The organism is Salipaludibacillus daqingensis, from assembly GCF_029891575.1.
In the GTDB taxonomy this organism is placed as follows: Bacteria; Bacillota; Bacilli; order Bacillales; family Salisediminibacteriaceae; genus Salipaludibacillus; species Salipaludibacillus daqingensis.
Genome location: NZ_JARZHF010000004.1, coordinates 107,967 through 128,316, shown reverse-complemented (window position 1 = coordinate 128,316; position 20,350 = coordinate 107,967). Strand labels below are relative to the sequence as shown.

At 37.7% G+C, this 20,350-nt stretch carries 16 protein-coding genes and 1 other annotated feature; of the genes, 13 read left to right on the top strand and 3 right to left on the bottom strand.

Features of this window, described 5'->3' with window-relative positions; genetic code table 11:
* Positions 1–22 precede the first annotated feature (22 nt).
* Both QDN89_RS09340 and QDN89_RS09335 read left to right on the top strand, forming a co-directional pair.
* Positions 23–1,102 carry a M42 family metallopeptidase gene (locus QDN89_RS09340; protein ID WP_280769861.1) on the top strand — a complete coding sequence of 360 codons (1,080 nt, stop codon included), beginning with the start codon at positions 23–25 and terminating at the stop codon, positions 1,100–1,102.
* A gap of 306 nt (positions 1,103–1,408) precedes the next feature.
* Positions 1,409–2,227, top strand: coding sequence for a YitT family protein (locus QDN89_RS09335; protein WP_280769860.1), 819 nt, complete (start codon positions 1,409–1,411; stop codon positions 2,225–2,227).
* 210 nt (positions 2,228–2,437) lie between these two features.
* Here the strand turns inward: QDN89_RS09335 and sspI are convergent, their stop codons facing one another.
* The gene (gene sspI / locus QDN89_RS09330; protein ID WP_280769859.1) at positions 2,438–2,647 is read right to left on the bottom strand and encodes a small acid-soluble spore protein SspI; all 210 of its coding nucleotides are present in this window, start codon (positions 2,645–2,647) and stop codon (positions 2,438–2,440) included.
* 195 nt (positions 2,648–2,842) lie between these two features.
* Between sspI and QDN89_RS09325 the strand changes: the two genes are divergently transcribed.
* The 4 genes from QDN89_RS09325 to QDN89_RS09310 all read left to right on the top strand — a co-directional run bounded on the left by QDN89_RS09325 (position 2,843) and on the right by QDN89_RS09310 (position 8,188).
* Positions 2,843–3,598 (top strand): TrmH family RNA methyltransferase, encoded by a 756-nt coding sequence (locus QDN89_RS09325; protein WP_280769858.1) that lies wholly within the window; start codon positions 2,843–2,845, stop codon positions 3,596–3,598.
* A gap of 140 nt (positions 3,599–3,738) precedes the next feature.
* Positions 3,739–3,973, top strand: a binding site (T-box leader).
* Positions 3,974–4,139: 166 nt separating this feature from the next.
* A complete protein-coding gene (gene pheS, locus QDN89_RS09320; RefSeq protein WP_280769857.1) occupies positions 4,140–5,174 on the top strand; it encodes a phenylalanine--tRNA ligase subunit alpha in 1,035 nt (344 codons plus the stop codon).
* A 47-nt stretch (positions 5,175–5,221) separates the two neighbouring features.
* Positions 5,222–7,636, top strand: a complete 2,415-nt coding sequence (gene pheT, locus QDN89_RS09315; protein WP_280769856.1) for a phenylalanine--tRNA ligase subunit beta — start codon at positions 5,222–5,224, stop codon at positions 7,634–7,636.
* A 129-nt stretch (positions 7,637–7,765) separates the two neighbouring features.
* Positions 7,766–8,188, top strand: a complete 423-nt coding sequence (locus QDN89_RS09310) for a hypothetical protein (RefSeq protein ID WP_280769855.1) — start codon at positions 7,766–7,768, stop codon at positions 8,186–8,188.
* Positions 8,189–8,551: 363 nt separating this feature from the next.
* Here the strand turns inward: QDN89_RS09310 and rnhC are convergent, their stop codons facing one another.
* Positions 8,552–9,508, bottom strand: a complete 957-nt coding sequence (gene rnhC / locus QDN89_RS09305) for a ribonuclease HIII (RefSeq protein ID WP_280769854.1) — start codon at positions 9,506–9,508, stop codon at positions 8,552–8,554.
* Between the two features lie 226 nt (positions 9,509–9,734).
* Between rnhC and zapA the strand changes: the two genes are divergently transcribed.
* From zapA to QDN89_RS09270, 7 genes are all read left to right on the top strand, one after another.
* Positions 9,735–9,986 (top strand): cell division protein ZapA, encoded by a 252-nt coding sequence (zapA, locus tag QDN89_RS09300; protein WP_280769853.1) that lies wholly within the window; start codon positions 9,735–9,737, stop codon positions 9,984–9,986.
* 5 nt (positions 9,987–9,991) lie between these two features.
* Positions 9,992–10,534 (top strand): CvpA family protein, encoded by a 543-nt coding sequence (locus tag QDN89_RS09295; RefSeq protein WP_280769852.1) that lies wholly within the window; start codon positions 9,992–9,994, stop codon positions 10,532–10,534.
* Between the two features lie 129 nt (positions 10,535–10,663).
* Positions 10,664–12,388 (top strand): DNA polymerase/3'-5' exonuclease PolX, encoded by a 1,725-nt coding sequence (gene polX, locus QDN89_RS09290; RefSeq protein ID WP_280770103.1) that lies wholly within the window; start codon positions 10,664–10,666, stop codon positions 12,386–12,388.
* A gap of 20 nt (positions 12,389–12,408) precedes the next feature.
* Positions 12,409–14,772, top strand: coding sequence for an endonuclease MutS2 (locus QDN89_RS09285; RefSeq protein WP_280769851.1), 2,364 nt, complete (start codon positions 12,409–12,411; stop codon positions 14,770–14,772).
* A gap of 18 nt (positions 14,773–14,790) precedes the next feature.
* Complete coding sequence (locus tag QDN89_RS09280) at positions 14,791–15,198, top strand: DUF350 domain-containing protein (RefSeq protein ID WP_280769850.1); 408 nt, start codon at positions 14,791–14,793, stop codon at positions 15,196–15,198.
* A 440-nt stretch (positions 15,199–15,638) separates the two neighbouring features.
* Positions 15,639–17,330 (top strand): long-chain-fatty-acid--CoA ligase, encoded by a 1,692-nt coding sequence (locus QDN89_RS09275; RefSeq protein WP_280769849.1) that lies wholly within the window; start codon positions 15,639–15,641, stop codon positions 17,328–17,330.
* A gap of 184 nt (positions 17,331–17,514) precedes the next feature.
* Entirely contained in the window at positions 17,515–19,221 is a 1,707-nt protein-coding gene (locus QDN89_RS09270) for an AMP-binding protein (protein ID WP_280769848.1), read from the top strand.
* A 42-nt stretch (positions 19,222–19,263) separates the two neighbouring features.
* Here the strand turns inward: QDN89_RS09270 and QDN89_RS09265 are convergent, their stop codons facing one another.
* Positions 19,264–19,755: a DUF1269 domain-containing protein gene (locus QDN89_RS09265; RefSeq protein WP_280769847.1), complete on the bottom strand. Its 492-nt coding sequence runs from the start codon at positions 19,753–19,755 to the stop codon at positions 19,264–19,266.
* Between the last annotated feature and the right edge of the window lie 595 nt (positions 19,756–20,350).

Below are 20,350 nucleotides of genomic sequence, written 5' to 3'. Positions count from 1 at the left end.
AACAAAGGAGGATGTTAGATTCATGGAAGATATGTTAAAAATGCTTAAAGAACTAACGGATGCAAACGGCATTCCAGGGAATGAAAGAGAACCCCGAGAGGTGATGACGAAATATATTGCCCCGTTTGCCGAAACAGTGGAAACAGATCATTTAGGGAGTTTGATTGCGAAAAAAACAGGTTCAGTCCAAGATGGACCCAAAATTATGGTTGCAGGACACCTTGATGAAATTGGATTTATGATTACAAATATCGATGATCGTGGTTTTTTGAAATTCCAGTGTGTTGGCGGTTGGTGGGAACAAGTCATGCTTGCTCAGCGTGTGACAGTAATGACGAGAAATGGAAACGTTCCAGGTGTGATTGGATCAAAACCACCACATATTTTACCTCCGGAAGCACGAAAAAAGTCTGTAGATAAAAAAGAGATGTTTATTGATATTGGAGCTTCAAGTAAAGAAGAGGCAATGGAATTTGGCGTACGTCCTGGGGATTCTGTTGTTCCGGTTTGTGACTTTACAGTCATGAAAAATGAGAAAATGTTAATGGCAAAAGCGTGGGATAACCGCATTGGTTGTGCGATTGCGATTGAAGTATTACGTCGTTTAAAAGATGAGGAACATCCAAATACCGTTTATGGTGTAGGAACGGTTCAAGAAGAAGTCGGGTTACGTGGAGCAAGAACATCAGCCCATCATATTCAACCAGACATTGGTTTTGGTGTCGATGTAGGAATTGCGGGAGATACTCCTGGCGTTACGGAAAAGGACGCTTTAGCTAAAATGGGGAAAGGACCGCAAGTAATTATGTTTGACGCGTCTATGGTCTCTCATAAAGGTCTTCGTGATTTTGTAACAGATACGGCAGACGAAAAAGAAATTCCATACCAGTTTGACGCTGTTCCTGGCGGTGGAACAGACTCAGGTGCGATTCACTTGACTGCAAATGGTGTTCCTGCTTTATCTATAACAATTGCGACCCGCTATATTCATACACATGCGGCTATTCTCCACCGTGATGATTTTGATAATGCAGTGCAATTAATTGTAGAAGTGATTAAGAAAATGGATCGCAAAACGGTAAATCAAATTACTTTTAACTAAGTAATAAAAAGCTGACCATCATGGTCAGCTTTTTTTGTTATTTAAGAAATTATAGAATTTTAAGTTGTAGATAAGTTTAAGTTTTGAGCATCGTGATGATATTTATGAGACTTATATAGCAATCGAATTGGAGCGATTGATCTGAGGGAGGAGCACTAAATCGATCTAACCGGGGGATTTATTTACATAATGTTATTTCAAGTTACTCCTTTTTGTTCATGTTTATTCTTCCTTGACTAGAAGGAATACAGTCACTATAATTCATGCAGTGTTTTTAATTATACTTGCTTAGAACGGAGTGACTGTATGCAACAAATCTATCGTATAATGATTATATTTATTTCATCGGTTATATTAGGATTTGCCTTTAACTTGTTTTTGTTGCCACACGAAGTATTAACAGGTGGTGTAACAGGTTTAGCCATGGTTTTTGGTTTATTAACACCTATTAATGCAGGTTATTGGATTGCCATTCTGAATATTCCTATTCTTTTATTAGGCTGGATGAAACTAGGGAAGCAGTTTATTGCCAACAGTATCTTTTCTGTATTAATCACATCGATCTCAATGATTTACATTCCGATTGTACAAGTGACCGATGATGCGCTACTTTCTTCTGTTTTTGGTGGTGTTATTGCAGGTGCTGCGATTGGTATCGTGATTCGTTTTTATAGTTCCACTGGTGGTTTTGATGTAGTTGGGTTAGTGTTAATTAAAAAATGGGATTTCCCACTTGGTGGTCTCATTTTTACATTAAACAGTATTGTAGTTGTGATCTCTGGTTTCTTCTTCGCTTGGGATTTGGCATTATACACAATGCTTTCCATTTATATTACAGGTATTGTGATTGATCGTATTCATACGCGACATATTAAACTGAATTTAATGGTTGTGACAAGTAAGGGTGATGACCTTAAGAGAGAACTTCTCGCTAACTTAGTACGAGGAATTACAGTTATAGAAGGACAAGGAGCCTATTCTGGAGAAAGTAAAAAAGTATTGTATACGGTAATAACAAGGTATGAATTGGCAATCATTAAACCAATTATAAAAAAAGTGGATCCTACAGCTTTTGTTAGTGTAAGCGAAAGCATGGAAGTGATGGGGAATTTCAGAAGAGACTAAATTTGAAATAGGTTTCTCCCTCGAGAAACGGAACGAAATATTAAAATATTCGCTTCTCATTATCAAAGTATAAGCATCGATTATTAAGGCGAAGATTAGGGTAATGGATAACTTAAATAAAAGGGAAATTTAAAGGAGTCATTGGTGGTCTATTCCCCTTATTATCATAATCAAAAAAGGAGCTTGAATGAAACTCAAGCTCCGATATATTTATTGGAGAGCACTGGAAATACGTTCGGTCATTTCCTTTTTTTCAGCTTCACTTGCCTCTTTCCAATAAATCTCCATTAATACGCCTAATCCAGGGAGCATTTTCTCTTCTCCACTTTGAAGAGCGTCGACAATGGTTGCTTCTACATCATCTTGGCTGCTTCCTGAAACGTTTTCTAAAATAGCACCGCGTAAATTAAAACCGCTCATGTCATTCATCCACCTTTCTTGTATATATTTAATTATGGTGTTAGAGAAAAGGTATATATGGAATCGTTTATTTTGTAAATCTGTTATAGTATGGATGAAACTATACAGAAATATGTAAAGTGATAGAGAATATTGTTTATCAGATGTATAATTAATTGTAACGAATAGATGTTTTGAGAACGGAAGGGAGTTAGGATGGAACCAATTGAATCAATACAAAATGCCAAAATTAAAGCATGGAAAAAACTACAACTAAAAAGAGAGCGTGATAAATCAGGTCTTTTCTTTATAGAGGGAATGCATTTAATCGAAGAAGCTTTGAAGTCCGACTTAACTATAAAAGACTTGATTCTTGAAGAAGGACGAGAAATTCCAAATGAGTGGAATGTAAAAGAACTGACGATCGTATACGTCACCGAACGCGTTATGAAGGAATTATCAGAAACAGAAACACCTCAAGGAATGGCAGCTATATGCGAAAAGCCAGAGAACATCAATTTACCTTTGGAGGCAGGAAGATATTTATTTGTTGACGGTGTCCAAGACCCAGGAAACTTAGGTTCAATGATTCGAACGGCAGATGCGGCAGGAATGGCCGGTGTTGTATTAGGCGATGGAACGGCAGATCCTTATAATGGAAAAGTCATTCGCTCTACACAAGGTTCGCTTTTTCACTTACCAATCCAAAAAATGAATTTAGATGAAGCTATTGAATTATGTAAAGAAAATAATGTGCCTGTATTTGGTACGTCACTCCAAGGAAGCTCGTATACTGCTATCGAACCACAAGATCACTTTGCTCTCATTGTTGGAAACGAAGGGAACGGAGTGAGTGAGGCCTTGTTAAAAATGACAGATCAAAACTTGTACATTCCAATTTTTGGGGAGGCAGAATCTTTGAACGTAGGCATTGCTACAGGGATACTTCTTTACCATCTTAGGGGATGTTAATAATAAATACGGATTAATATAAGAAATGACCTTCTTAAAAATCAAAGATGTTATGACTTAGGAAAGATAATTTAAAAAACGATTTGCGAAATTGCAGTAAAACTTATATAATATTCAACAGAAATAAACAATTAGGATTTACAAAGACGAAGAAGGAAAGTAGTAAGCTGACAAGTTTCCATTTAGGGAGGAAATGCCTTGACTGAAAGCATTTCTATGAGGGACCCAGCTGAATTCACTCTGGAGTTGACATCGTATAAACAGGGGAAGTCCTGTAAAGATGATCCGGCTAGAAGACCGTTATCTTCTTCATTGAGTGAATATGGCAAATTTGTCGTATTAACAAGGGTGGTACCGCGAGTCTTCGTCCCTTTCTAGGGAGAAGGCTCTTTTTGTGTTATTTTATCTGCTCTTCAGGTAATGCTGTATTATATTTTATTCATGATACGAAAGCTTAGTAGAATGGATTGGTTGGACAAATTGTTCGTGTAAGATTAAGCACCCAGAAAGCCAGGAAAGTCAATAAAAAGGAGGAACATCCATGTTAGATCGTTTACAAGAACTTCATGACGAAGCGATGAAAAAAGTGGCAGACGCATCAAATTTACAAGATTTAAAAGACGTAAGAATCGCATATTTAGGTAAGAAAGGCCCGATCACAGAAGTGATGAAAGGGATGGGGAAATTATCTGCCGAAGAAAGACCAAAGGTAGGACAAAAAGCGAATGAAGTGCGCGAATCGGTTACGAGTTATATTGAAGAAAAGGAACAAACATTTGAAGAAGCAGCTTTACGTGAGAAATTGAAGAAAGAAAGCATCGATGTGACTTTACCAGGACGTCCGATTACCAAAGGTGGACGCCATCCTTTGACTTCTGTAGTGGAAACGATTGAAGACGTTTTTATTGGGATGGGCTTCAACGTAGCTGAAGGACCAGAGGTGGAAACGGACTACTACAACTTTGAATCACTAAACTTACCTAAGCATCACCCTGCTCGTGATATGCAAGATACATTTTTTGTCACAACAGACTTATTGTTACGTACTCAAACTTCACCGGTACAAACAAGAACAATGGAGAAACACAAAGGCCAAGGTCCGGTTAAAATTATATGTCCAGGGAAAGTGTATCGCCGCGATGAGGACGATGCGACGCACTCTCACCAATTTATGCAAATTGAAGGGTTAGTCGTAGATGAAGGAATACGAATGAGTGATTTGAAAGGCATTTTTGCAACCTTTGTAAAAAAATACTTTGGTGAAGAAAGAGAGATTCGGCTTCGACCGAGCTTTTTCCCGTTTACCGAACCTTCTGCTGAGTTGGATATTTCTTGTGCAATGTGTAATGGAAAAGGCTGTCGAACGTGTAAACAGTCTGGGTGGATCGAAGTATTAGGAGCAGGGATGGTTCACCCTAATGTTTTACGTATGGGCGGATTTGATCCTGAAAAATATTCTGGTTTTGCATTTGGAATGGGTGTAGAAAGATTCGCGATGCTAAAGTATGGTATTGATGATATTCGTCATTTTTACACAAATGACACACGCTTTTTATCTCAATTTACAAGGGTGTAAATGTAAATTCGAACTTAGGATTCAAGGGAATATAAGGAGGAGAAGATATGTTAATTTCATATAAATGGCTAAAAGAATATATTGATATTGATGATTTAGCAGCAGAACAAATTGCAGAGAAACTTACTCGTAGCGGTGTGGAAGTAGATGCTGTTACAGCTCTTAATGAAGGGATAACGAAACTCGTTGTTGGAAAAGTTTTGACTTGTGTGAAACATCCAGAAGCAGATAAATTAAACATTTGCCAAGTTGATGTTGGTGATGAGGAACCGGTTCAAATTGTATGTGGAGCAAAAAATGTTGGCGAAGGCCAGTTTGTACCAGTTGCAAAAGTGGGAGCACGACTTCCAAGTGGAATGAAAATTAAACGAGCAAAACTTCGTGGAGAAAAATCTGAAGGTATGATTTGTTCGTTACAAGAATTAGGTTTAGAAGGAAAAACTGTACCTAAAAAGTACAGTGAAGGAATTTTTGTATTTCCACAAGAAATGACAGTTGGTGAAGATGCTCTGGCACCTTTAGGATTAGACGATACGGTGTTGGAGTTGGATTTAACTCCAAATAGAGCAGACTGTTTAAGCATGTTAGGGGTTGCCTACGAAGTAGCGGCGATCCTTGATCGTGATGTGAAAGTTCCTGAACCAGCAGTCGTTCCAAAGGATGAGAATGCAGGGGTGTCTGTGAAAGTGGAGGCATCAGGAGACAACCCATATTATGGAGCAACGATTATTAAGGGAGTGAAAATAGCGGAGTCTCCATTATGGTTACAAACGTATTTAATGGCTTCCGGTGTGAGACCAATTAATAATGTTGTTGATGTTACAAATTATGTATTACTAGAATATGGTCAACCTCTTCATGCATTTGACCTTGATCGTTTCGGATCAAACGAAGTTTTAGTCCGTCGTGCCACAGAAGGAGAAACGATTGTTACATTAGATGAATCTGAACGAACTCTTTCTGGTGAACATTTAGTCATCACTAACGGAGAAGTACCTGTTGCCCTTGCCGGTGTGATGGGAGGCGCTACATCTGAAGTGGAAGAAGACACTGTTAATCTTTTGTTAGAAGCGGCTTACTTTAGTCCTGCACCAGTGAGAAAAGCATCACGTGATTTAGGACTTCGAAGTGATTCAAGTATTCGATTCGAAAAAGGTGTAGATCCAAATCGTGTTGCGGAAGCGGGTGCAAGGGCTGCATCATTGATTCAGCAACTTGCTGGAGGAGAAATTTTGGCAGGGCCAATTGAATTCGATGAATTAAATCGTGAACCACGGCAGGTTTCCATTAGCTTAGGTCGAATAAATCAAACGTTAGGTACAAATTTAGAAGTAGAACAAGTGGAAAAGATTTTTGGACAACTTCAATTCCCATTTGAAAATAAAAATGAGATGTTTACGATTTCGGTTCCAACTAGACGACAAGATATTTCTATTGAGGCTGATATCGTCGAAGAGGTGGCGAGGTTATACGGTTATGATAACATTCCAACAACTTTACCAAATACGCCAACAACACCAGGTGGGTTGACATCTTCTCAATGGAGAAAACGAAAAATTCGTCGTTTCTTAGAAGGTGCTGGTCTTCATGAAGCAGTTAGCTATTCATTAACAACAGCCGAAAAAGAAGCTTTTTTCAGAGAAGAGTTTGCTAACAGAGTGAAAGTAGCTTTACCAATGAGTGAGGAAAGAAGTACGTTACGAACGACTTTGATTCCACACTTACTTGATGCACTAAGCTACAATAAAAACCGAAATTCATACAGTGTTCAGTTGTATGAGATGGGCTCAGTATTCCATACAGACGAAGAACAAGTTACAGTTCAGCCAGACGAAAAAACGTATCTCTCAGGTGCTCTCATGGGTCTATGGCATGAACATAGCTGGCAGGGCGAAAAGAAACCGGTTGATTTTTATGTAGTGAAGGGCATCGTCTCAGGAATATTAGAAGAGCTAGATGTGACAGGAGATGTTCGTTACGTTTCAACAGAAGCTCCAGGGTTACACCCTGGGAGAACGGCCTCTCTAGAAATTGACGGGAAACATGTAGGTTTTCTAGGACAACTTCATCCAACAGTTGCAAAGGAATGGTCGTTGTCTGCAACATATGTATTTGAACTAAACTTACAGGAGTTAATGGCTTTATCTACAAAAAATCTCCGTTACCAAGCTATTCCTAAATACCCAGCAATGGATAGAGATATCGCTCTCGTTGTGGATCAACATGTGGAAGCGGAAGAGCTATCATCCATTATTAGTGAGTATGGTGGAACATTGTTAACAAAAGTAGCTGTATTTGATTTATATGAAGGGGAAAATCTTGCCCCAGGTAAGAAATCACTCGCTTTCTCTTTACGTTACCTTGATCCAGAAAAGACGTTAACAGAAGAAGAAGTGACATTAGTTCATGAAAAAGTTCTTAAAGGTCTAGAAGAAAAAGCAGGAGCGGTTCTTCGTTCCTAATTTAAAGCTCTGTGTACTTCTTTTAAAGGAGACACAGAGCTTTTTCTTTCGTACAAATCATTGAATTTCTTTTTCCATTAGATGATAATAGAAAAAGGAGTAAAGTTGGAAAGGAAGTGTAGTCTAGTCATGCATGAAGTAACTTCAATTATTAAATTGAAAGAAGAAAGACCATTTGCTTGGAATGTTATTTTTACTGCGGATCAACATGAGATGCATTTCGCTACAGATATCGTTTATGCTGCTAGAAGGAACATGTGGATAGCAAATTCATTTATTACCCATGACTTATCCTCACTATTAAGCATGTCAGTCTGCCCTTATTGTGTGGAAGAAAAAATTGCTTGTAGCGTTCTTTGTCATCATCATGAAGAAGTAATGACTTCGATGATTAAGAACTCGGACTTTCAAAATAGAATTAGAAATGAACTGCCAACTCTTATGAATAAAAACTTCCCATTGACGTTAATTATTGAAACCAAAAAGGATGTTTGGGAGGAAGTCTTATATGAGAATTTCACTTCTAAATTATTAATGAAGAAAAATAACTAAAACGCTGATAGTCATAACTTGATCATCAGCGTTTTTTTTAGTTATATAGTTTTTTGAGATATGTGGTTGTGTTTTGGTAAACGGCGGGCGTCTAGTAACCCTAAAAGGCATCATTCGATTCCCAATGGTCACTAGTTGGTTCGTTTAGTGACCATAAAAGGCATCATTCGGCTCCCAATGGTCACTAGTGGCCCCGTTTAGTGACCCTAAAAGTCTTCATTCGACTTCCAATGGTCACTAGTGTCCTCGTTTAGTGGACCCTAAAAGGCATCATTCGACTCCCAATGGTCACTAGTGGCTCCGTTTATCTTCCGCCATTTACGAACAACTAACAACCATCCTAACTAACTTATTATTTTTCGATCACAACACTCGTGATGTATTAGAAAAATGCCATTTCGTTACGTTGTAAAGGGTGTCTTGCCCCATTTTTCTAACTAATTCTTTGGCTGCTTTATCAACGTTTGGACCGGCGCCTTTAGGTACTGGAACACCTAACGTTGATTCAAGTTTGTCCATCTCTTGTAAGAAGGAATATCTTGCTAAAATAGAAGCTGCTGCCACCGAAGGGTGAATCCCTTCGGCTTTCGTTGCAAAGTAAATTGGCTTCTCTGATTTCCATGCTTTTTTTTGCGATGAAAGGTACTTAAAATATCCAGATGGTGAGACAAACTGGTCGATTAATACACCATCATAATTTAAATTGGCTTCGTCACATTTTTTCATGACGTTGGAAATGGCTTGATGGTGTAAAATTGCTTTCATTTGTCCTTGATTCATACCTTTCTCTTGAAGAGAATTGTATTTTTTATTATTTAAAATAAGCAAACTATATGTACATTCATGTATAAGTTTAGGTGCAAGGGCGCGAATTGTCTCGTCTTTAATCGTTTTTGAATCACGCACGCCCCAGCTGTCGATCGTGTTCATTTGCTCTCGTGTTAAATGAACGCAAGCAACCGTCATTGGACCAAAATAATCTCCAGTACCAGTCTCATCACTACCTAAGATAATTTGTTGTTCTATTTGATTCGGGGGATAATACGTATGATTATCAACGGAAGCTCGAGAAGAAGAAGATTTCTGTTTTGTTTTTGAATGACTGGAAACACCTGTTGATTGTTTCCATTTACTTGCTTCTACTTCGGCTCCTTTGCCTTGGAATAGAACTTTCCCCGATTGATAGGCGGTAATGCTACATTCCTTTGTTTTTGCAGCAAACAAGGCTCCTTGTGGTGGGTTAGGTTTTAAAACCGACTGATAATGTTTTTTTAAGTCAGAGACTTTGTTTTTGGAAACATTTAATACTTCGTAACTCATATTCAACCGCCTTTCTATTCATAATATGAAGCTTCCATTCTACTACATCATGCTTATCAATCATACTTACCTGTTATTTCAAGAAAAATAATCACTCTTTTCAAATTATAGAGAAAAACGACGTCTTTTTCATTGCTTTTCATGTAATTAATAGATAATATTTTCATTGGAGTATTGACATGTTATGATATAGAATAGCATTTCTTTGACGAATGGGGGTTTATTGGTGGAAGAAGAACGTGAAAAACGTCGAACAAACGTAACTATATATAACCAACAATATACCATCATCGGTAAAGAAAGCTCTGATGAAGTAAGAGCCATTGCAAAACTGATAGATGAAAAAATGAAAGAATTAAAAGATTATAATCCGTATCTAGATTCAACAAAGTTAGCGGTGCTGACTGCAGTGAATATTGGAAATGATTATTTAAGGTTGTTAAAAAAAGTAGAAGATGAAAAGAAAGATGAGGACTAAAAACGATGCTGAGTTTGATATTATTTTTAATTTTAATGGTTAGTTTTTTTGTAGGATTTCGTAGAGGACTTATTCTTCAAGTTGTTCATTTGATAGGATTATTTGTCGCATTTGCTGTAGCGTATCTTTATTATCAAGAAGTGGCACAGTACATAAGATTGTGGATTCCGTTTCCACAGCTATCAACCGAATCTGGATTAAGTTTACTTGTAGATTCCTTTAATTTAGAAGCAGTTTATTATAACGGAATTGCATTTGCCGCTTTATTCTTTTTAACTAAAATTATTATGCAAATTATTGGTTCATTATTTGATTTTTTGGCGCACTTACCGATCCTACACTTTTTAAACGGATGGTTAGGTGGAATTTTAGGTTTCTTAGAAGGCTTAGTTATGTTAACGGTACTTTTGCATTTAGCAGCGCTCATCCAATTAGATGTTGTTCAGGCGACGTTACAAGCTTCCTCATTTGCTCAAATGATCTTTGAATATACGCCAATTATTTCAAATGAGTTAAAAGAACTTTGGAGTGAAGGGTGGAATGATTAGCTTCTCGTCATAGCGAGAAGCTTTCTTTCGTTAGTTAACTATCTTCTTACTTGCAGATAAACATAGGGATTGGCTATGATGGATGAAGTGAATAAATATATGATGACATATAAAACGAGGTGCAAAAAAATGGCTAGTATGAATAAAAAAGATGTTTTACAAGCATTGGAACGTATTGCCGTATACTTAGAAATCAAAGGGGAAAATGCATTTAGGGTATCGGCTTACCGAAAAGCTGCGCAGTCTCTTGAACGAGATGAACGGACGTTAGCTGAAATAGATGATCCATCAAAATTATCAGGAATTGGTAAGGGTACGGCTGGAATTATCAATGACCTCATCAAACATGGAGAGACGCCTCTGTTGAAAGAATTGGAAGATGAATTACCAGAAGGATTACTCCCATTATTAAAACTTCCTGGGCTTGGAGGGAAGAAGATAGGTAAACTTTATCAAGAGTTAGATGTGACAGATGCTACTTCCTTGAGAACTGCTTGTAATGAAAACAAAGTGCAAGCACTAGCTGGATTTGGAAAAAAGACAGAAGAAAAAATTCTGCATGCCTTAGATGAAATGGGAAAACGACCGGATCGGTTAACGATTGCACAAGTTCTGCCTGCTGTGGAAGATGTGAAAGATAGGTTACGTAAAATGGATGAAATTGAACGATTTGAGCTTGCAGGAAGTTTTCGAAGAGGCAGAGAAACGGTTAAAGACTTAGATTTTATTATTTCAACAAATAATCCTCAATCTGTTGGAGAAGCGCTCGTTTCAATAGAAAATGTGACTGAAACCATAGGGCATGGTGAAACAAAAGTTAGTGTGGAGTTACAGTATGGAGATTTAATTGTTCCTGTTGACTTTAGGATGATCAAAGATGAGTCATTTGCTACCACATTGCATCACTTTACTGGATCAAAAGATCATAACGTGATGATGCGTCAATTGGCGAAAGATCGAGGAGAAAAAATCAGTGAATATGGAGTAGAAGATGAGTCATCAGGCAAAGTACACCATTTTGAAACGGAACAAGAGTTTTTTGCCCATTTCGATCTTCCTTTTATTCCACCTGAAATTCGTGAAGGTACGAATGAATTGAAAGAGTTTAACAAAGGTTACGATTTAATTGACTCATCACATATTCGATCAGATCTTCATATGCACACGACTTGGAGTGATGGCGCTCAATCCATAGAAGAAATGGTTCAAGCATGCAAAGACAAGGGATATGACCATATCGTAATTACCGATCACTCGAAGTTTCTAAGAGTGGCAAATGGTTTAACAGTGGATCGCTTGAAACGTCAACATAAGGAAGTACGTAACCTTAATGAAATAATGGATGATTTCACCGTTTTTACAGGAATTGAAATGGATATCTTACCAGATGGGAGTCTGGATTATGAAGACGATGTGCTGAAAGATGTAGATTTCGTTATCGCTTCTATTCATTCCTCTTTTCAGCAAGATGAAGTAACAATTATGAAACGTTTAGAAAATGCGTGTCGCAACCCTCATGTAGCCATGATCGCTCATCCAACGGGTCGTTTGATTGGTCGTCGTGACGGATACCCTGTAGATATGACAAAATTGTTTGAATTAGCCTTTGAAACAGGAACCATTCTAGAATTAAATGCGAATCCAAATCGATTAGATTTATCCGCTGAATGGGTAAGAAAAGCTCAGAATTCTGGAGTGAAACTTGCCATTAACACAGATGCTCATCGGTTTGATATGCTCGAGCATATGCCAATTGGTGTGAAAACAGCTAGAAGAGGATGGCTTAAAAAAGAGAATGTTGTTAATACATGGACAACAAAACAATTCAAAGACTATATTTGGAAAAATAGATAGGAAAACTTGGAGGTGCCCCTGTGATTGAAAGGGTTTGTCGCATATTAGAGTACAATAAAATGAAGGATCAATTAATTCAATTTGCTAGTTCTTCGTTAGGGAAACAGCGAGTGAAAGACTTAATGCCTTCTTTTGATCTTGATGATATTAAAGAGGCGCAAGAACGGACATTTGAAGGTGCGAAAGTTATTAGATTAAAAGGACAAGCGCCCCTTGGTGGACTTCGAGATATTCGTCAAGCTATAAAAAGGGCTGAAATAGGCGGCTTGTTAAATGAAATGGAGCTATTAGATATTTCATCAACCTTATATGGAAGTCGTCGCTTCAAATCATTTGTAGAAAGAATGGTCGAGGATGAAGTGGAATTAACGATTCTTCCGCAGATGGCGGAAGAAGTGATTATTTTAACTGATTTAGAAGAAGACATCAACCAAGCGATTGATGAAAACGGAGGAGTGTTAGATTCAGCGAGCGCTGCATTACGATCAATTCGTCAACAAATTCGTTCACATGAGTCAGGTATTCGATCAAAACTTGAAAGCATTACCCGGTCAACAAGTGGACGGAAAATGCTTTCGGACGCCATTATTACAATTAGAAATGATCGTTACGTTATCCCTGTTAAGGCAGAATATCGTGGTCATTTTGGTGGCATGGTTCACGACCAGTCTGCTTCAGGTGCAACGTTGTTCGTAGAACCAGAATCTGTTGTACAAATTAATAACCAACTCCGTGAAGCGAGAGTGAAAGAAAAGCAGGAAATTCAACGTATTCTTCAGGATTTATCAGCACTTGTAAGTGGTTATGTGGAAGAACTTTCAACGATTGTCGAAATCATGACCGAAGTAGACTTTATTTTTGCGAAAGCTCTTTATAGTCAATCCATTAAAGGCTCGCAGCCAAGCCTTAATGATGAAGGCTTTATTAATATGAAAAAAGCAAGACATCCATTAATTCCAAAAGAAGAAATTGTCCCAATTGATGTGGAACTTGGAGGAGATTTTTCATCGCTTGTTATTACTGGACCCAATACTGGGGGGAAAACTGTTACGTTGAAAACAGTTGGATTATTAACGCTGATGACACAATCAGGTTTGCAAATTCCTTGTGAGGAAGGTTCAACAGCGGCAGTTTTCCAGAAGATTTTCGCGGATATTGGTGATGAACAGTCGATTGAACAAAGTTTAAGTACCTTTTCTTCTCATATGACAAACATTGTAGAAATCATGAATGAAGTGGATTTCCAATCACTTGTTTTGTTTGATGAGTTAGGAGCAGGCACAGATCCCACAGAAGGTGCGGCACTTGCCATTTCCATTCTGGACCACGTTTATCAAGTAGGGGCGAGAGTCATTGCCACGACTCACTATAGCGAGCTTAAAGGCTATGCTTATAATCGTGATGGAGTGATAAATGCTAGTGTAGAATTTGATGTGGAGACGTTACGACCAACATACCGTCTGTTAATGGGGATTCCAGGGAGAAGTAATGCATTTGCCATCAGTCGACGGTTAGGTCTAAAAGATCAAATCATTGAAGAAGCAAAAGGGCACATTACAGCAGATTCGAATAAAATGGAAAAGATGATTTCTTCTCTTGAAGATAGCAGGAAAAAAGCCGAAGAAGATATGAACGATGCAGAATTGTTACGAAAAGAAGCGGAGAAAATTCATCAAGAATTAGTAGTTGAGATGGAGAACCTTGAAGAAGAAAAGCAAAAAGTCTTGCAATCTGCTGAAGACAAAGCAGCAATATCTGTTAAAAAAGCGACAGCAGAAGCGGAAGCAATCATTGCAGAACTTCGAGAAATGCAGAAAAATAATCCAACCATTAAAGATCATGAATTGATTGATGCAAAAAAACGACTGGAGCAAGCAGAACCAACATTAGTGACAGGAAAGAAAAAGCCGTCTCCAAAACTGAAAAAACCATCGGTTGATAAACTGATTCCAGGGGATGAAGTGAAGGTCATCAGCTTTGATCAAAAAGGTCACATTGTTGAAAAAGTTAGTGATAAAGAATACTTTGTTCAGCTTGGTATGATGAAGATGAAAGTAAACAAAGACGATCTTCTTTATATTAATCGACCTAAAGCTATTTCTACAAAACCACTAACGACGGTTCGTGGAAGAGATGCCCATGTGAAAACAGAATTAGATTTAAGAGGAGAAAGATACGAAAGTGCGATGATGGACGTTGAAAAATATTTAGATGATGCCGTATTAGCTGGTTACCATCAAGTATCGATTATTCACGGGAAAGGCACAGGAGCCTTAAGAAAAGGTGTCCAAGAGTTGTTGAAAAAGCATGGCAATGTTCAAGAGACTCGGATGGGAACACAAGGAGAGGGAGGTTCAGGTGTTACCATTGTGTTGCTGAAATAAGTCAGGGGGATTTTCAACATGGAAGAATTTTTCAGTCACGAATATGTATACACTGCTGGGATATATAGCATTGTCGTCATAAGTCTTATTATTGCTTTGGCGATATTTGAGTGGGTGACGAAATACAAGACTTGGCATGAAATTCAGAAAGGAAACATATCTGTTGCGATGGCAACAGGAGGGAAAATTTTTGGTGTTTCCAATGTTTTTCACTATTCTATTATGGAAAATGACTCAGTGTTATCGATGCTTGGGTGGGGAGCTTACGGTTTTGTACTCCTTATATTTGTATACTTTATTTTCGAGTTTCTTACGCCGCGATTTAAAGTAGATGAAGAGTTAGCAAAGAATAACAAGGCAGTTGGACTGCTTTCACTTATATTATCAGTCGCTTTATCGTATATTATAGGTGCAAGCATTGGCTAGTTTTGCGATGAGTGATAAAGGAGAAATAGAAGCATGGAGACACTATGGAAAGTATTAATTGTATTATGTGTTGGATTTATGATTTCGGGCGTTGTGTACTTAGTTTTCTTCACATGACTTTATACAGAGAAGAGCTGTCCTTTAATAAGGACGGCTTTTTTGTTCTTTTTTATCCAATTAAAGGAAATTAGATTTGACAGAACGGTTGAAACCACTACTTTTATTTAATATCAACCGTTTTAAAATGCAATAAATTCAAAAAATTTGAACAAATGTGTTTTCTTTTGAAGGCGTTTTCATTACAATGATAGTAAGAGAGGAGAATGCCTGTTGATGAAAAGGTAACGAAACTGAGCAACTGTTCATTTACAACTCATTCGTTCACTTTCCATCGGCCACATTTTTTAGAAAGAAAGGATATGATAATGGGAGGTTATGCAATGACAACGCTAACGGAAAAACCGTGGTTTCAGCATTATCCAGAACAAATTCCTAAATCAATTGACTACGAGGTGGCTACACTTCAAAGTTACTTGAAAAGAGCATCGGAGCGATACCCGGAAAAGGTAGCTTTTCATTTCATGGGGAAAGAGATGACGTATAAGGAAGTTTATCAATCATCTTTAAAGCTCGCGAACCAGTTAAAGTCTCTAGGTGTAGAAAAAGGAGATCGTGTCGCTGTCATGTTAGCGAATACACCGCAAGCTGTTATTTCATATTATGGTGCTTTAATGGCAGGTGCCATTGTTGTTCAAACGAACCCTCTTTATGTAGAGCGGGAAATTGAACACCAGATGAATGATTCTGGCACAAAAGTGATGATTTGTTTGGATCTTGTATATCCACGGGTAGCTAATGTTAAGGCAAATACTCAGCTGGAGCATATTATTGTAACAGCAATTAAAGATTACCTGCCTTTTCCAAAAAATTTAATTTATCCTTTCATTCAAAAAAAGAACACAGGCATCAAAGTTGATTTAAATTATAATGATCGATTGCATTCATTCGTTGATATGGTGAACAGCGGTTCTACTGAAGAAATTCCATTAGACATTGATCCAAAAAATGACCTAGCTCTTTTGCAATATACAGGTGGGACAACAGGGCCTGCAAAAGGGGTTATGTTGACACACCATAATTTAGTAGTTAATACACAACAATGTGAAGAGTGGATGTACAAAATGGTCCCTGGGGAAGAGGTGATCATTGCAGCACTTCCATTTTTCCATGTGTATGGAATGACGACAGTGATGAACTTAGCCATTCGAGTGGGGTTCAAAATGATCATTATTCCAAAGTTTGATCCTGCAGCAATCCTTAAAGCGATTGAGAAACAAAAAGCAACGTTATATCCTGGTGCACCAACGATGTACATTGGACTTTTAAATCATCCAGATATTAAAAAACGTGATTTATCTTCCATTAAAGCTTGTCTAAGTGGTTCAGCACCTCTTCCTCTTGAGGTTCAGACTCAGTTTGAGGAAGTGACAAAGGGGAATTTAGTTGAAGGGTACGGTTTAACAGAAACGTCTCCTGTTGCTGTAGCTAATCTCATTTGGGGTAAACGGAAACAAGGATCGATCGGGTTACCTTGGCCTGATACAGATGTCTCTATTCTGTCGGCTGAAACAGGAGAAGAAGCAAAGCCAAACGAAGTAGGAGAAATTATAATAAAAGGTCCTCAAGTCATGAAAGGCTATTGGAACCGTCCGGAGGCAACGCAAGCATCTTTCAGAGGTGAGTGGTTCCTATCAGGCGATATGGGTTATATGGATGAGGAAGGCTTTTTCTATATCGTTGATCGTAAGAAAGACATGATTATTGCTGGCGGGTTTAATATTTACCCTAGAGAAATTGAAGAGATTTTTTACGAGCATGAAGACGTTCAGGAAGTTTGTGTCATCGGTGTTCCTGATCCTTACCGTGGGGAGACGGTAAAGATGTTTGTTGTTCCAAAAGAAGGGCGCACGATTTCTGAAGCGGAATTAGATGATTTCGCTCGTAAACATCTTGCAGCATTTAAAGTGCCGAAATTTTATGAGTTCCGAGATGAATTGCCGAAAACAATGGTAGGTAAAATTTTACGAAGAGTCTTGGTAGATGAAGAAAAGGCAAAGTTAAAAGATAAATAGACAAATCTAGAAGTTGAACCAAAAGTAGCACCTATTTCGGTAGGTGCTACTTATTAAGTATGTGTTTTCAAGTTTTTGTCACGAAACTTTCACAAAACACTTCACAATTGTAACCGATTTCATTAAAATGAAAGAGAGAGGAATGAATGTCTTAATTGAAAGGAGAATTAAAGGAGGACTTAACATGGATGCAGAATTGCAACGACCATGGCTTACTAATTATCCAGAGGACATTCCAAAGAATATTGATTATGAAGAGAAATCATTACAAGAATACTTACGTGAAGGTGCTGAAGAGGAACCAAATAAGACTTTACTTCATTTCATGGGGAAAGAAATGACTTTTCTAGAAGTCTATCAATCTTCTCTTCGTTTTGCGAATGCCCTTCGCTCACTAGGTGTTGAAAAAGGTGACAGAGTGGCTATTATGCTTGCGAATACGCCTCAATCTGTCATTAGTTATTATGGTATTCTCATGGCTGGTGGTGTTGTTGTTCAAACTAACCCACTCTATGTAGAACGAGAACTAGAACACCAAATGGTTGATTCAGGGGTAAAAGTAATTATATGTCTTGATCTCGTTTATCCGAGGGTCATGAATGTCAGAGACAAAACGCAATTAGAACACGTCATTGTTACTCATATTAAAGACTATTTACCATTTCCTAAAAATGTAATCTATCCTTTTATCCAAAAGAAAAATACAGGAATAAAAGTGGATGTAACTTATGGGAACAAAACGCACTCGTTTGTCAAACTGTTAAAAGAGTCTCCAGTAGATAAAATTGATATTGATGTCAACCCAAAAGAAGATTTAGCCCTTCTTCAGTATACAGGTGGTACAACTGGAGTGGCTAAAGGTGTCATGCTAACACATTTCAATTTAGTTGCTAATACAACGCAATGTATGAAATGGATGCATAAAATCGATCATGGAAATGAAGTTATTTTATGTGCACTACCATTCTTCCATGTTTATGGAATGACTGTTGGGATGAATTTTTCGGTAATGGATCGGTCAAAAATGGTCATATTACCTAAATTTGATACGAAACAAACATTACAGGCAATTGAAAAGCAAAAGGTTTCTATCTTTCCTGGTGCACCAACGATGTACATAGGATTAATTAATGATCCAAATGTGACAAAGTACAATCTTTCCTCTGTTGAGGTTTGTATAAGTGGTTCTGCACCGTTACCAGTGGAAGTTCAGCAACGATTTGAAAAGCTAACGGGGGGAAAACTTTCTGAAGGTTTTGGTTTAACAGAAGCTTCTCCAGTGACACATTTTAATTTAATGTGGGGAAAACGACCATCCGGAAGTATTGGTTTACCATGGCCAGACACCGATGTGGCGATTCTATCAGCTGAAACAGGAGAACCAACCGAGCCAGGAGAAGTTGGAGAATTAATGATCCGCGGGCCACAGGTTATGCAAGGATATTGGAACAGACCTGAAGATACTGGTGCAACGTTCTATGATGATTGGCTTCTAACTGGTGATATGGGGTATATGGACAAAGAGGGATTTTTCTATATTGTTGATAGAAAGAAAGATATGATTATTGCAGGAGGATTTAATATCTATCCTCGTGAAATTGAAGAAGTATTGTATGAGCATGATGCCATTCAAGAAGCGGTAGCAGTTGGTGTCCCTGATCCTTATAGGGGTGAGACCGTAAAAGCATTTATTGTATTAAAACAAGGGAAAGAAGTAACGGAAAAAGAGCTAAATGATTTTTGTAGAAAACACCTTTCATCTTATAAAGTTCCTCGACTTTTCGAATTCCGAGATGAACTACCAAAAACGATGGTAGGGAAAGTATTAAGAAGAGCATTATTGGAAGAAGAAAAAGAGAAACAAAAAGAAAAAGAAAAAGTAACAAGCTAATAGACGACGAACTTGACTGAATGGTCAAGTTCTTTTTTTATATCACTGATAACCATCTGGTGATATCGTTTCCTCGGATAAATAAGCAGGATGATATTTTTTTAGTAAGTCAAAAACAGCTTGGAATTGGCTGTTCTTCACTTCAACGGTAACAATCACACTACCTCGCTTCAAATGTTCTTCAATGTTCTCTGCTTCATACCGGTTTATACCTAAATCCACTAATCCTCCACTAATTCCTCCTGACGTCATACTTGCAATACCTCCATAGAGTGGCCCAGCAGCTAGAAGAACACCCATACCAGGAAACAAAAATGTTGACATGCCGAATATAGCTCCTCGAACTCCACCTAATGCGCCTCCTGTAAGTATGCTATTTAATGGGTGATCCAACGATGCTTCTTCTATCTCCTTCCCATCTTGTTGTTTGTGAATAAAAGAAATGTGATCTCTCGGCACAATCGTTAATAATTCATGAAATGCTTCTTCGGCTTGATGTAACCCTTGGAATACAGCGATAAGATGTTTATCCATTATAAATACCTCCTCAATAATAAATACTCAAATTCCTAATAACATCTAGCTAAAGAGTTTCAACATAATCTTTCCCAGCTTTTATTTGTTCTGTATTTAATCCTAAGCATGTAAAGAAGGCATTTCTCCATCACTTCATTTAAGACTATTTAGCAGGTCTTCCTTCTGTTTCTGAAGGTTTCAAACTCATTAATTAGGCTACTAAATCGTATTCACTTAAATAGTCGTACTTGGGCATAAATGATCCAGGTAAAACTTTTTAAGGGATTAATGAGATGTTCTCTACGCCATTCTTCGTTCCAGCGATTACGATTAAATTCCACATAATACCTAAACCATAAGCTATTTTTTGAAAAGACAGTTGATTCTTGCACAGTTTAGGAATAACATAGAATAGAGTACCAATGTTAACCATTCTGAGCCAACCAAATAAAACAATATTTTATGAATAGGGTGAATTCGATCATATTGGAATACGAGTTGAAAAGGACCAAATGCTAGTAGGTTAGGCCAAATTAATTGCAAGGATGGTATGAAGCGATAGGTCATACCGATTGCTAACCAGAATAGAGAAGAGTAGAGAAATATTTTCTAA

Bases quoted from the DNA above. Each gene is read 5' to 3' on its own strand.
- QDN89_RS09340 (WP_280769861.1), top strand. From the start codon at position 23: ATGGAAGATATGTTAAAAATGCTTAAAGAACTAACGGATGCAAACGGC.
- QDN89_RS09335 (WP_280769860.1), top strand. From the start codon at position 1,409: ATGCAACAAATCTATCGTATAATGATTATATTTATTTCATCGGTTATA.
- sspI (WP_280769859.1), bottom strand. From the start codon at position 2,647: ATGAGCGGTTTTAATTTACGCGGTGCTATTTTAGAAAACGTTTCAGGA.
- QDN89_RS09325 (WP_280769858.1), top strand. From the start codon at position 2,843: ATGGAACCAATTGAATCAATACAAAATGCCAAAATTAAAGCATGGAAA.
- pheS (WP_280769857.1), top strand. From the start codon at position 4,140: ATGTTAGATCGTTTACAAGAACTTCATGACGAAGCGATGAAAAAAGTG.
- pheT (WP_280769856.1), top strand. From the start codon at position 5,222: ATGTTAATTTCATATAAATGGCTAAAAGAATATATTGATATTGATGAT.
- QDN89_RS09310 (WP_280769855.1), top strand. From the start codon at position 7,766: ATGCATGAAGTAACTTCAATTATTAAATTGAAAGAAGAAAGACCATTT.
- rnhC (WP_280769854.1), bottom strand. From the start codon at position 9,508: ATGAGTTACGAAGTATTAAATGTTTCCAAAAACAAAGTCTCTGACTTA.
- QDN89_RS09295 (WP_280769852.1), top strand. From the start codon at position 9,992: ATGCTGAGTTTGATATTATTTTTAATTTTAATGGTTAGTTTTTTTGTA.
- polX (WP_280770103.1), top strand. From the start codon at position 10,664: ATGGCTAGTATGAATAAAAAAGATGTTTTACAAGCATTGGAACGTATT.
- QDN89_RS09280 (WP_280769850.1), top strand. From the start codon at position 14,791: ATGGAAGAATTTTTCAGTCACGAATATGTATACACTGCTGGGATATAT.
- QDN89_RS09275 (WP_280769849.1), top strand. From the start codon at position 15,639: ATGACAACGCTAACGGAAAAACCGTGGTTTCAGCATTATCCAGAACAA.
- QDN89_RS09270 (WP_280769848.1), top strand. From the start codon at position 17,515: ATGGATGCAGAATTGCAACGACCATGGCTTACTAATTATCCAGAGGAC.
- QDN89_RS09265 (WP_280769847.1), bottom strand. From the start codon at position 19,755: ATGGATAAACATCTTATCGCTGTATTCCAAGGGTTACATCAAGCCGAA.